Annotated in this window: 12 protein-coding genes; 10 read left to right on the forward strand and 2 right to left on the reverse strand. The window is 42.7% G+C overall.

The window, feature by feature from the left end; all coding sequences use genetic code 11:
• Position 1: 1 nt before the first annotated feature.
• A complete protein-coding gene (locus MA_RS11430; protein WP_052279155.1) occupies positions 2–703 on the reverse strand; it encodes a polyphosphate polymerase domain-containing protein in 702 nt (233 codons plus the stop codon).
• A gap of 464 nt (positions 704–1,167) precedes the next feature.
• Here MA_RS11430 and MA_RS11435 point away from each other — a divergent pair, with 464 nt between their 5' ends.
• The 9 genes from MA_RS11435 to MA_RS11480 all read left to right on the forward strand — a co-directional run bounded on the left by MA_RS11435 (position 1,168) and on the right by MA_RS11480 (position 10,805).
• Entirely contained in the window at positions 1,168–1,653 is a 486-nt protein-coding gene (locus MA_RS11435; RefSeq protein WP_011022188.1) for a MarR family winged helix-turn-helix transcriptional regulator, read from the forward strand.
• A 116-nt stretch (positions 1,654–1,769) separates the two neighbouring features.
• Complete coding sequence (locus MA_RS11440; RefSeq protein ID WP_011022189.1) at positions 1,770–2,129, forward strand: TrmB family transcriptional regulator; 360 nt, start codon at positions 1,770–1,772, stop codon at positions 2,127–2,129.
• 319 nt (positions 2,130–2,448) lie between these two features.
• Positions 2,449–4,797: a hydrophobe/amphiphile efflux-3 (HAE3) family transporter gene (locus MA_RS11445; protein ID WP_157860186.1), complete on the forward strand. Its 2,349-nt coding sequence runs from the start codon at positions 2,449–2,451 to the stop codon at positions 4,795–4,797.
• Positions 4,798–5,019: 222 nt separating this feature from the next.
• Positions 5,020–6,498, forward strand: a complete 1,479-nt coding sequence (locus MA_RS11450; protein WP_011022191.1) for a TrkH family potassium uptake protein — start codon at positions 5,020–5,022, stop codon at positions 6,496–6,498.
• Positions 6,499–6,648: 150 nt separating this feature from the next.
• Positions 6,649–7,299 (forward strand): potassium channel family protein, encoded by a 651-nt coding sequence (locus MA_RS11455; RefSeq protein ID WP_011022192.1) that lies wholly within the window; start codon positions 6,649–6,651, stop codon positions 7,297–7,299.
• 683 nt (positions 7,300–7,982) lie between these two features.
• Positions 7,983–8,471: a MarR family winged helix-turn-helix transcriptional regulator gene (locus MA_RS11460; RefSeq protein WP_011022193.1), complete on the forward strand. Its 489-nt coding sequence runs from the start codon at positions 7,983–7,985 to the stop codon at positions 8,469–8,471.
• A 135-nt stretch (positions 8,472–8,606) separates the two neighbouring features.
• Entirely contained in the window at positions 8,607–8,966 is a 360-nt protein-coding gene (locus tag MA_RS11465) for a TrmB family transcriptional regulator (protein ID WP_048066321.1), read from the forward strand.
• Positions 8,967–10,392: 1,426 nt separating this feature from the next.
• Entirely contained in the window at positions 10,393–10,578 is a 186-nt protein-coding gene (locus MA_RS11475; protein WP_048065334.1) for a hypothetical protein, read from the forward strand.
• A complete protein-coding gene (locus MA_RS11480) occupies positions 10,578–10,805 on the forward strand; it encodes a hypothetical protein (protein WP_011022195.1) in 228 nt (75 codons plus the stop codon). The genes MA_RS11475 and MA_RS11480 overlap by 1 nt, the downstream gene beginning before the upstream one ends.
• Positions 10,806–10,879: 74 nt before the next feature.
• Here the strand turns inward: MA_RS11480 and MA_RS28595 are convergent, their stop codons facing one another.
• Positions 10,880–11,023, reverse strand: coding sequence for a hypothetical protein (locus MA_RS28595; protein WP_226990831.1), 144 nt, complete (start codon positions 11,021–11,023; stop codon positions 10,880–10,882).
• 403 nt (positions 11,024–11,426) lie between these two features.
• Here MA_RS28595 and MA_RS11490 point away from each other — a divergent pair, with 403 nt between their 5' ends.
• Positions 11,427–12,488 carry an AI-2E family transporter gene (locus tag MA_RS11490; protein ID WP_226990832.1) on the forward strand — a complete coding sequence of 354 codons (1,062 nt, stop codon included), beginning with the start codon at positions 11,427–11,429 and terminating at the stop codon, positions 12,486–12,488.
• Positions 12,489–12,601 lie beyond the last annotated feature (113 nt).

Here is a 12,601-nt window from a genome sequence, read left to right on the forward strand (position 1 = left end):
TTTAGTACGCCTCAATTCTTCTAGGGAACTCTTTTTCAACTTCAAGCCCGGTACAGTACTTGCTGATTCTTACAAGCCTGTAGTTGTTCTGAGCAATTAGTTCTGTAAGCCAGAAAGGTACTCTTTCATTGGCTTTAATTTCGAGAATAACCCTGTCAGGTGATACAATAAAGCGTCCAGGTTTTTTAGAGTTCAGATCAAGGTCGTTTATCCTGTATCTTATGTTTGAATCAAAGGTTATCCTCAGTCCAATATCGTAATCAGTTCCGACAAAAGCATGCCTGAAATAACTTGTGATCAGGGTTGGCTGCAGGTTTCTTTCCTCAACCATTGCAAGAATTTCTTCTATGACAGGCGTATCCTCTTCGTTATGTTCTGGAATTATTCTCTCGTTGCATAGGGTCAACGAATCCTTATATTTCATTTCAACTCTTCTTTTTTGAATAGTTTTGTCATAGCGCTGCTTGACTTCTACAAAAATGAGTGAATCCTCTGTCAGCTTTTCTTTTGTTTCATAAAAACGAATTCGTAATTTTTTTCGGAACTTAATCCCGTTGACTTTTTCCCAGTAACATTGGAGGTCCGGGCTATCATAATAGAGACTTGTGATTACATAATCACCCGATGCCCAGCTGTAAGGGTCCGGAATAAGGTAATGCTTTACTTGTTCCTTTAATTCATTTGCCTGTTTTATAGTAAGCAAATATTTTAACTCGAATCGATTGAACTTTCGAATTAATTCCATTCTTTTCTTAAGAAGGTTTATAGGACTATATAGGTTGGGGTTAAATATATTTTCCAATTGTAATAATTGAAATGAGCGATGTACATCGTAAATATTTTCATCTATATACTCAATTTTATCCAAATGTAATTGTCACTATATTTGACAGTAAAAATTAATGTATATTCTCAGAATTAATGCATTTATTCGGGACTCATAACTATCCGAATGACTTTAGAGTCTAATTTCAATCTCAGAGAAAATTCCTGAAAATGAAAGCAAATTTTGTTGATGGATATTTTTAAATAGGATTGTATCCTTTCGATTATCACAACTTTGTTGATTTTACATCAATCCATATTCAAACTATCCACATATTGACCATTGAGATTTCATCAATTGAAATGTCAACTATTACTGTCTTGTAACTCCCCGGAGGAAACATGGACCCTGAATGCAGTAGAAAAGTAAGGTTGATGAACCTTGAATTCCAGGCACTTTATACTAAAATATTTGAAGATCGGTTTTTCCACAAAATAGCCGCCTCTCAAAACGCCGAACTCAAGGAACTTAACAAAAACCAGCCTCTAGTTATTATGTTGATAGGAATGGTAAAGGAAATCATGCCCTCTACAATCGGGACTTATATGGGTATGGACCGGAGCAGTCTTTCGAGAATGGTGGATTCCCTGGAAGAGAAAGGATTTGTCCGGAGAAAAAGCGATCCTGAAGACCGGAGAAAAGTCCTCGTTTCCCTAACTGAAAAAGGTGAGAGGTGCTACGAATTCCTGAATAAAATCTCTGAGGAGATGGCTGCCGAGATCCTTGGGCTGGGTGAAGAGCAGGATTTCAGGGATTTTGAAAAGAGCCTTGAAACAATGTTGAGAGTCCTGAGAAAAATCGATTCTGCAATGGAAAGCAAAAAATGAGCTCGGGACCGGAAGCTTCGAAATAGGGTCCCCAAATGGGGCATCAATATTAACATGAGATTATATCGAACCAATGCAAAACTTTCGTTTTTAGCTTCTTTTCATGAGGAGAAAGCATGACTCTGAAACTTATTAATAACCTGCAGAAACTTGGCTTTACCGAAAACGAGGCCAAGATTTATGCTGCCCTTGTCTGTATGAAAACGGCAACTGCAAGGGAAATCTATGAAACTAGCGGAGTTCCCAGGCCCAAGGTGTACAAAGTCCTGAGGGGGATGGAAGAGAAAGGATACGTACAGATAATTGAGGGGGAACCGATCCGTTTCAGCTGTATAAGTCCGGAGGAACTGATCACAAGGATCAGGAATGACTTTTTACTCTCTCTGAACGAAACCTTCTGCTGGCTCCATGCTTTGAACCCTGAAAGGAAACCCCTCAGCTCCGAAAAATCTGTAGAACTCGGGATGAGGTGTTAAAAAGGTTCCAGGGCAGTTTTCCGGTGTTATTCGGGCTATTTTTGTACCGAAATCAGTCCCGTAACTTTTGCTGTATTGCTATTTGTCCAGTGATTTTGTTCAAAAATGGAATGAAAAAATAGACTGAAAACTGAATTGTTGGAAAATAAAGTGGTTGGCAAATGAACTGGCTGAAAAACAAACTGGCTGAAAAACAAACTGGCTGAAAAAAACTGGCTGAAAAAAATTGACTGAAAAACAAGTCTCCTAAGGGGGATTCCTTATAAAAAACGTCTTTGAAAAACTGGGAATTTTTATTCTGAACAACCGTCCCGTCATAATGGCTGTCGTACTTTTGCTGGTTCTGCTATCTTTGCAAGGTGCCCAATATATCGAAATGGCATCCGGAACCGAGACCCAGGTATCAAAAGATTCGCAGCTGTACAAGGACTATGACCACCTCTTTCTGAACACTTTCAGCACAGAGAGCGTCATTGTGATGGTTGAAGGAAACGATGTGAAAACCGAGGACGTCGTGAAAGCTGCCGACAGGCTGGGGCAGCAGGCTCTGCTGGTTCCGGGAGTTACCAAGGTTTCAAGTGCTGCATCCATAATGAAGCAAATTAACTATGCTGAGTCTGGCAGGTCAAAAATCCCTAATTCGGATCGGGAAGTACGGGAATCGATTGAGAGCTACCCGGAATATTTTGAGAATCTTGTACTTGATGAAACCCACACGCTCATAGTTATCCAGATCGAAGGGAGCAGTACTAGCCAGCAGAAGGAAGACATTATCAATAATATTGAAATAGCGTTAGAAGAAGCTGATTTTCCTCCCGGCTACAAACTTACTGTTACAGGCAGCCCTTCTCTCAGGCTCGACATTGAAAGTGAAATGGGAGCCAGTATGGGCGTGCTACTCGGAATTGCAGGAATCCTGATGGTAGTCGTTCTTCTCCTGGTGTTTAAGCACGTCAGGTGGGGGCTGCTCCCACTTCCTGTTGTGCTGTTTGGAGTCCTTTTTACTTTCGGAGCAATGGGATATCTTGGAGTGCCCATGACAATGGTTTCCATGGCGGCTTTTCCGGTACTTATCGGGATAGGGATTGATTATTCCATTCAGTTCCACAACCGTATGGAAGAGGAAATCCACTGTGGCAAAACTTCTTCGCAGGCTCTTGTCTCTACGGTCAAGAATACCGCACCTGCCGTACTGATCGCGCTTGCAATGACGGCTCTCGGTTTTGTCTCGCTTTTTACTTCCGTTGTCCCAATGATCCAGGACTTTGGCAAACTCCTGCTCATCGGGGTAATCATGTGCTATCTTTCCTCGCTCTTTTTCGGGCTGGTAACTCTCTATAGTTTTGACTGGATTGCCCGGAAAAACCCGTGTGGGCTGTTCAGGAAAAAGGGGGATGAAGAGGGTAAAGTAGGTGAAAATGGAAACAATGGGCCGAAAAGAGACCTGGAAAATTCACTATGTGCAGGAAATATTCCGACACATGAACCCGGAGCAATTGAAAAAGCCTTGAAAAAAGTTACCGGTTTTACCATCAGACACTCTACCGTTATTCTTGTAGTTGCCTTTTTGACCTGTTGTGCAGGGCTTTATGCCGACCAGTCAATCCCCATCCAGACTGATACCAATTCCTTCATTCCTCAAGACATGCCCTCCCTGATCAACTACAAAAACATGCAGAGTATCATGTCGGGTTCGGGAGACCACCTTAATGTCATTCTGAAAGTAGATGACGCAAGTGACCCGGAACTGCTGGAGTGGATGGATGAGTTCTCCCAGCACGAAGTTGCAAACAGAGGGCATGTTTACAGTGCCACAAGCATAGTGGACCTTGTAAAAGAACGGAATGGCGGGACGATTCCCGAGACTTCCGAGGAAATACAGGCGATATACGATGAAATCCCCGCCAGCGAGAAAGGGGAATATATCGAAGGAGGTCAGCTGCTTCATATCGATCTGGATATAGGAACCGCTATGGCAGACCTTGAAATTACAGGCATAGAAGAGCTTCGAGATATTGTCCTTGCAGATATCCAGTGGATGCAGCCGCCCCCTGGTGTCACGGTTACAATAACTGGCAACTCGGTAGTTATCATTGACATGGTTGCCGGGCTTACAACAGGCCGAAGTATGATGACTCTGCTTGGGGTCTTCCTGGTTCTTATCGGACTCCTGGTAGTTTACCGGGACATTGTGAAGGCTCTTTCTCCAATTATCCCGATGCTGGTCGTTATCGGCTGGTCAGGCCTGGTGATGACTGCCATGGATATCGCATATAACCCTATGACTGCAGTTATGGGTGCCCTGATCCTCGGAGTCGGGTCTGAGTATTCGATTTTGATGATGGAGCGCTATTTTGAGGAAAGGGATGCGGGACTGAGTCCTGTGGATGCTATCTATCAGGCCTCGTCTACTACAGGTACAGCCCTTATTGCTTCGGGGGCCACAACAGTATTTGGTTTCTCCGCCCTGATAGCCTCGCCGTTCCCGATGATTAGCAGCTTCGGGCTGGTAACGGTCATAGATGTCCTCCTGGCAATGATCGTCACTTTCGTAATCTTCCCGCCCCTGATAGTCCTGATGGACAGCCACAGGGGAAAGAAGCTGGACATTTTCGAGAAATTACAGGGACTCAGGAAAAAACGTCAGGCAGGACTTACCAATACCTGAACAGGGAGGAGTCCTGTAAAAAATGCGGCATGGAGAGGGAACCAAGACTTGGAGAGAACTAATACATGGAGAGCGAACTTAATGCATGAAGAGAGAAATTCTCTCTTCTCAGTCTCTCTTCTCAGCCTCTCTTCTCAGCCTCTCTCCCATCTCTCTCCCACCTCTCACCTCTCTTCCAGAGTTAAACAGACTTAAATAAATAAAAAAATATTACTGACTTTTATGTATGAGCTTGTCTCTCCAGTAAACCCCCTTGCTGTCCTCAGGTACATCGGGCATCTTTTGCTTGTCTTTTCAGCAGTCCTGCTCGTCCCTGTACTTGCTGCTTTTGTTCTTGGGGAAACAGATGCAGCCGTGATCTACGGAAGCAGTGCCCTTGTAACTGCAGGGACGGGTTTTTTACTCCAGAAGGTACTTCCTGACTTCGAACTTGAAATTAAAGAAGCCTTGATTCTTGCAGCTCTTACCTTCCCCCTTTGCTCTTTGGTCAGCGCGGTTCCAATGGCATTTTCAACCGGTATGCCCTTTCTGGACGCTTATTTCGAGTGTGTCTCGGGCCTGACAACAACCGGCCTGAGCCTTGCCCCGCCTTCTCCCACCCGGCTTTTTTTCTTCACCCGCTCCTGGCTGCAGTGGATTGGGGGAATAGGCATAATCGTGCTAGTGCTTGGAATCCTTATCCGCCCGGGGACTACGGCTTTCAGGCTCTACAGGGTGAACTTCGGGGAAAGCCGGATCCGCCCGAGTGTAATTACAACTGCAAGGACCCTGGGGACGGTTTACCTCGTCCTGACCTTGCTTTCACTGCTGCTTCTGCTTTTCAGCGGCATGCCTTTTTATGATGCTGTTTGCCATACCCTGAGTTCGATTTCTACGGGCGGATTTTCAACGCAGGCTGGAAGCATCGGAGCCTATGGTGGCTTCCTGATCCCGTTCCTGATCACCGTTTCCTGCATAATGGGTGCGATCAGCTTCTCGCTCTACCCGGAGGTCCTGAAGGAACCCGGCACGCTTATCAGAGACCCTCAGGTAAGATACCTGTTCGGGCTTTCCCTACTCGGGACAGCCCTTTTTGTTTTAACTCTCTCAGGAGGGGAGGGTGGACCTGAACTGTTTCATATGATGCCGGATGCTGTTTTTCAGGTAGTATCAGCCCTTACCGGAACCGGTTTTTCCACTATAGACCTGGCTCCTCTTTCCGACGCTTCAAAAGGCTTTCTCAGTGCAATCATGTGTATAGGGGGCAGCATAGGTTCGACTACAGGAGGGATCAAGCTCTTCCGGCTGATCGTAATCGTGCAGCTCATAAAGCTGGTCTTCTATCGCTTTTTCCTCCCCAGGGAGGCGATTACCCCTCTCAAGGTAAAGTCCCAGGTAGTTGATCCTGACGATTTCTATCGAATCATGACCTACGTCCTGCTTTATTTGGCTGTACTCGTGTTCTCAGCTTTCATTTTCATGTTTTACGGGATAAACTCGGCCGATGCTATTTTTGAGACTTCGAGCGCTCTGGCGACAGCAGGGCTCTCAACAGGCGTAACAACTCCCGGAATGCCGTCCCTGCTCAAGCTTGTGCTCTGTGCGGATATGCTGCTCGGGAGAGTGGAGATAGTTCCGCTCTTTATTTTGCTCCTGCCTAGGACCTGGTTTGAGATAAACAGGAATACCGGAGAAAAAAGAAGTTCGAAAGACACAGCATGAATGAGATTCAGAGAGAAAAAGAGTAAAAGATATATGGTAAATTTAGAGGAAGCCGGTAAAAGAGAGAAATAAGAGTAAAGAGACCAAAAAAAGGTTATGAAAATAGAGCCCGTTAGATAAAGAAATAAGTCACAGAAAAGGAAAGAAAAAATGAGATTAATTATTATTGGAGCGAGTTCCCTGGGGATGCACCTGACTCACACGATGATCCGGCAGGGAAATGAGGTTGTCCTTATAGAAAAGGACGAGGAAGTTGCGAGAGAGCTTGCTGAAGAGCTTGACTGCACCGTAATAAATGCCGAAGGCACTCACCCGGACATCCTTGAAAAAGCAGGAATGGACTGCACGGATGCGGTTGTAGCCTGCACTAACCATGACCAGGACAATATCCTGATCGGGCTGATCGCACAGGAGGCAGGAGTGGAAAGGGTTATTGTCAAAACCGATGATACGAAGTTTATGGAAATTGCAAAGAAGCTGGGGATCAGCTCTCCGATTAACCCGCCTCATATCTCTTCAACTATTATTTCCGATGCCCTGCGCGGAATTGACACAATCGAGCTGAGTAACCTCATCAGGGCTGATGTACGCGTAATCAGCTTCACAACAGGGGAGCAGCATGCCGGCAAAAGGATCTCTGAGGTTCAGTTCCCGGAAAATACCGAATGTATCGGGTTTTACAGAAACAATGACTTTATCCTTGCTCGGGAAAATCCGAAGCTTGAAGAAGGAGACGAGCTTCTCATAATCACACGTTCCGGACATATCGACAGGATTTACGAGAAACTTCGAGAAACTTAAGTCTGTAAATCCGCCTGCTGTCTCTATCTGCAGTTTCTATCTGCAATCTCCACCTTCAGTCCCCACCTTCAGTCCTTTTTCACTCGCTGCGCTCGTTCAAGAGGCCAAATTTAAGGATTGGATAGCAAGCTTCACTCAAGTGGATCCATTACGATTTCTCTAACCCGTACAACATTATTTGCTGTACTGAACTGTTTTTGTCCGGCAGAGTTGCGGCTCTGCAGTACGCGGTCCGTTTCGCTCCGCTCAAACAGACTATTTATGGGAAGAAATGAGCTACGCTCAAGAGGGCTAACTAAAACAGTGGTAAAGTAAAGAGACGCAGGAGAGAGGTCTTCTCATTCTGAAGTCTGCTTTTACTGTGTTTTAAAGTTTTTTCTTTCTTCCTTCTATTTCTTTCCACTTTTCGCGAAGAGCTGCCTGACAGGCTGATAGAGAGATATTTTAGAGATATTTTATAACGTGTGAATTCTCCAAGCATTTGTTTTCATTTAATGTTTTATTTGTGGAAGTATCGGAACGTATAAATACAATCAAATTGTAGTTGATTTATCAACGATTGATATATCAATTATTGTTTTTAGTATAATTGAAAATTCAACTTGTTGCATGGGAATCATCATATTCTGGTAATAAAAGGCCAGTTTTTCGGAAAAGGTTTCGGTGGAATCCGGTAAAAAGGGATGATAAAGAAAATGGATGAGGCAACACTTAGTAAGATCATTCTCCTGTCAATGGAAAGGGATGCTCTCGATAACCTGATTTTTGAGCAGACCTTTCAGAAAAAAATTGCAGGCAAATTTAGGGAACTGAGCAAGAATCAGCCGTTGGTAATTAAGATCATAGGGATCGAAGGAGAAATTATGCCTTCCACGCTTGGAAAATATACCGGCCTGGAAAAGAGCAGCCTGACGAGGATGGTCGATGATCTGGAGAAGAAAGGGATTGTGTTCCGGAAAACCGACCCTGGAGACAGGAGAAAAGTGCTTGTTTCTCTCACTGAAAAGGGGCTTGAATATTACAATTGCCTGAGCCAGATTACTACCGAAATGGCTGATGAAATCCTAGAGTTTGTTGATGACAAGGACGTTGAGGATTTTCACCGGAGCCTTGAGACGATGGTAAGAATCCTGAGGAAAGTAGATGCCAGACGGTCTGCAAGACCAAGGTAATGCGATTGGCTCAGGGGAACTCTTAGCTGTGTGAAATTATTGAGTACTGGAGCTTTCAGATGATGAAGAATATTCAGATGATAAAGAATATTGTATAGATCAGATCTTAGCACGTGAAAGATGGAGGAAACCGGAATGACTCTTAGACTTATTGAGAACCTCCAGAAACTGGGGTTTACCGGCAACGAAGCCAAAGTTTACGCGTCTCTTGTCTGCCTGAAGCAGGCAAAAGCAAGTGATATTGCCGAAAGTGCGGGAGTTCCGAGACCCAAGATCTATGGAACTCTAAGAGGGATGGAGAAAAAAGGTTACGTCAGGATAATTGAAGGCGAACCAACCCTTTTTTGCTGCGTGCAGCCCGAAGTGCTCATTTTAAGGATAAGGGCAGATTTCATGCTTTCTTTAAGTGAAACCGCCAGTGAGCTGAATTCACTATCCCCAGGGAGCAGCAACTTTGCTTCAGAAAGTTTCTATGGAGAACAGATAAGGGTCTGAAAAAAGAGAAAGAGAAAACGTTTTGTTTTTCAACCCATGTAAATTTTTTCCGGTTTGTTGTGTTTCCAATGCTTTTTTCCGGTTTCATAGGTTTCGGTTTTTTATGTGTCTCAATATTTTATGAGTAGACGCGCTTAGGCCGGATGTTTTGAATAAATTGATAGAAGATTCCATCGAGGAACTAATAGACGTTGATAAGTTCAACCGGGTACTGGAAATGGAGTAGAAGGACAAACGGGTACTTAGCGCCTATCCGAAAAGTGTTGTGACCTACTGTAACTTACCATTAGCAAATTTGTCTATTGAGTTTTACTCTTTACCAATACCGACACCTAAGTCATACGCTATTCTATCAGCCATCGAAAAATCATGTTAGAATCCTGAGAAAATATGAGGTTAATTCCAATAATGGCATTTTATTGAAAATTTATCCCTTTATTTCCACTGTCAGATATTAAACACGTGAATTTCACAAAAGGATAATATTCTTCATTAAATTTCACAATTAGGATATGTTTGAATCGGATATCTTTTTTGTTAGTATAAATATACACCAGTAAAACTCATGATAAATCTATATAGTAATACATATTATGTGATATAATATCTTTTTTTCTGTAAAATCTTTATATAGTGTTAGCACATATGTGATAACATGGTAAGACGAGTCTTTACCGCGGACGCGGAAAACCGTGTCAGGCTGACGTTACCGGCATATCTATGAGACAAGCTCGACATCAAAACGGGACATTGCCGAGATAACGGACGACGATGAGAAGATAATCATAAAAACGGAAAAGAATAAGGCAGTGGATGAACAGCAATGAAACAGAATCGGAGCATATTTGATAGGCTGGATCAGGTTACACGATGGGCCGGAGCGGTAATGTTTTGGTTTTTTATTGGAACTCTGTTGCAGTACATGAACCCTGGTTTTTTTACTGCGGTTGGATGGGTTTGGTTACTTGTGATAGCTGCGTGGTTATACGGTGGCGTCATGTGCATTTATGATTCATTAGCAGTGGGGAAACATGAACAAAATTAGGAAACGTTTTTTTCGGATACCTATACCCCAAGAGTTTAATGTGAGGCATCAGATTCGAACCCGCAGAACCTATGAGAGCAATGACAACAAGTGAACTAACGAAATTAAAGCTGAACTTACAGGCTTCAAGCAGGCTTTGTGATCAGAACTAAACCCCAACTGGACATCTCCGAAAGTTCAGATCTCCCGGGGGGGCTTAGAATTGATTCAATTTTAAAAGATAACCATAAACCATACACATATCTAGTAATTTAAAACTGTAAAATACTACCAATCTTTCACCTTTTATAACAGTTATGGATATCAAAGCAAAGCTTCAGGAATGGAGAATCTTATGGAAAATAGATAATATATACATTTATATGTACACACTGTACCTGCATGGTAAAGCGTAGAATTAACCAAGATAAGCAAGACAGGACGTCAGTTTACATTCTCTCATCACTACGTGATAAGTTAAATCTTAAAAATGGTGATGTTGTGGATATCGACTTTGAAAACGATGTAATTGTAATGAGATTAGTCGAAGAGGAAGACATAATTGAAGATCCCAATATGATGAACTGATGGAAATCATTTTTGAAAGTATTATAAAGGAATCAATAATTACTGTCGATGACGTGGCAACGGAACTTTCTTATGATCGAGATGATGCTAAAAAACGGCTCAATCGGCTTGTGGACAAAGAGATAATTGTGGAAAGCCTTGACGATGACTATCCCGACGCTTACAAGATCAACTGGGAAATGTACGAAATCAGAAAACGAGGGAGGGGAAAGCGTGAAAATCCGTGAGCGATTGGAGATTTGGCTCGCTAAAATTCTGGATTTGGACAAACCGACGAAGAAGTGGAAACTTTGTACAATATTTAGAGAAAAACAACCTTTGGTATGGTGTTGTGTCCTATAACTCCGATCCAAACCGGAATCATGGAGGGCTTTTTATCCACGATACTTATCGTCAGAAATGGGGTGGAAGGACGCACATAGACACGGGGTGTCCTGATGTACATCTAATGCTTGACAGGCATGATGCTCCAATGTTTATCGACTACATAAAGAGCTTAAGGGCATCAGAATGGACAACAAATGGCATAGTATAAAGCATATCTAACAAGCATATCTAAAAGCACATCTAACAGGTTTCACTTTAAACGGGCTCAAATCAATTTAAAATTTAAGATTTATAAAAATATAACAAATAATTCATCTTAATTACCTACTCATTGACGGAGTAGTACACTCGAAGAGGTCATTTCGCAATACTTCCAAAAATAACAGTTCTAACTTTACTACGTATTTTGTATAACACGTATCACACTAAGCTTATTCAGCAACTTCTAATGTCTTTTTTATAGAAACCTTTAAATATCACATATCACCACATTTTAAAAATCCTCTTTTATGTGGTGTATTATGGAAAATATATCAATGAATAACTACTATAATATTATGAAGTTTCTGGCATTGACAACCATACTTTTCGTATTGTTTTTTGCGATACTCTTCTATTTTCAGGACATTTTCATAGTCCTCATTCTAGGCGCAGTCCTGATTTTGATTGCGGAAAAAATGATACAGTTCTTCAACAGGTTTATGGACAGTTTTCCCAAATTCAATCGAAAAGCAGTGGGTCTGGTACTACTCACCGGTGCAGGGCTTATTTTTCTGCTTTTTGTGGGCAGTCAGGTACAGGCTCTTGGGGTTCTTATAGGGGATTTCAGTAACATCCAGCAGGACTATGCAAGCGGAGCTTCTGCCCTTTTTTCCGAACACGAGTCCGAACTTTCAAAGCTTGCGGATTCCGGTATCATTAAGCCCCAGGACCTGCAAAAGATAGGAAACACCATCTTCTCCGGGGTAACCGACCTGGTTTCGAAAGTCTCTTATTATCTTTTTACCGGTTTGTTGATAATTCCTCTTATGTTCGGTGTGTATTTCAAGCACCACAATAAAATAGGAAGCTACATTCAGACTTACGCTCCTCCTGAACATGCAGAAGGGATCACCAGAGCCTTGAAACGTATGGGTCGTGAGCTTGAAGACTTCTTCAGTGCTAAAATGCTTGAGTCAGCTGTTGTGGGTCTGATTTGCTGTATAGGGTTTTATCTCGGAGGGCTTGAAGGGTGGTTTTACCTGGGTATTCTGGCAGGCTTTTTAAATATCATCCCTTATCTCGGGCCTCTTCTGGGTGCGATTCCTCCGGTTATTGTGGGGTACATCGACAGTCCCATGACAGCACTCTTTGCAGTGATAACGGTCATAGTTGCCCAGACTATCGATAACCTTTACCTCATTCCGTTCATGATCTCGGAAAAAGTGGATATCAACCCGCTCCTTAGCGTTGTCCTGACGCTTGCCGCCTCCAAACTCCTTGGTCCTCTCGGCATGGTACTTGCGATTCCTATATACATCATCTACAAAATAATTATTAAAGAGTCATACCGAGAACTGGTTAATATATATAAAAATGATTAATGTCTTTTTATACCTAAGGAGTCCGGCCCTCCTCCAAAAATGTCCTCAAAACCAAAAGTTTTTGATGCCGGATAAGAACTCCAAAAGCCATTTTTTTCAGCAGTTTTGGAACT

It is taken from the genome of Methanosarcina acetivorans C2A, from assembly GCF_000007345.1.
GTDB classification, from domain to species: domain Archaea; phylum Halobacteriota; class Methanosarcinia; order Methanosarcinales; family Methanosarcinaceae; genus Methanosarcina; species Methanosarcina acetivorans.

Bases quoted from the DNA above. Each gene is read 5' to 3' on its own strand.
- MA_RS11435 (WP_011022188.1), top strand. From the start codon at position 1,168: ATGGACCCTGAATGCAGTAGAAAAGTAAGGTTGATGAACCTTGAATTC.
- MA_RS11440 (WP_011022189.1), top strand. From the start codon at position 1,770: ATGACTCTGAAACTTATTAATAACCTGCAGAAACTTGGCTTTACCGAA.
- MA_RS11445 (WP_157860186.1), top strand. From the start codon at position 2,449: ATGGCTGTCGTACTTTTGCTGGTTCTGCTATCTTTGCAAGGTGCCCAA.
- MA_RS11450 (WP_011022191.1), top strand. From the start codon at position 5,020: ATGTATGAGCTTGTCTCTCCAGTAAACCCCCTTGCTGTCCTCAGGTAC.
- MA_RS11455 (WP_011022192.1), top strand. From the start codon at position 6,649: ATGAGATTAATTATTATTGGAGCGAGTTCCCTGGGGATGCACCTGACT.
- MA_RS11460 (WP_011022193.1), top strand. From the start codon at position 7,983: ATGATAAAGAAAATGGATGAGGCAACACTTAGTAAGATCATTCTCCTG.
- MA_RS11465 (WP_048066321.1), top strand. From the start codon at position 8,607: ATGACTCTTAGACTTATTGAGAACCTCCAGAAACTGGGGTTTACCGGC.
- MA_RS11475 (WP_048065334.1), top strand. From the start codon at position 10,393: ATGGTAAAGCGTAGAATTAACCAAGATAAGCAAGACAGGACGTCAGTT.
- MA_RS11480 (WP_011022195.1), top strand. From the start codon at position 10,578: ATGGAAATCATTTTTGAAAGTATTATAAAGGAATCAATAATTACTGTC.
- MA_RS28595 (WP_226990831.1), bottom strand. From the start codon at position 11,023: ATGTACATCAGGACACCCCGTGTCTATGTGCGTCCTTCCACCCCATTT.
- MA_RS11490 (WP_226990832.1), top strand. From the start codon at position 11,427: ATGGAAAATATATCAATGAATAACTACTATAATATTATGAAGTTTCTG.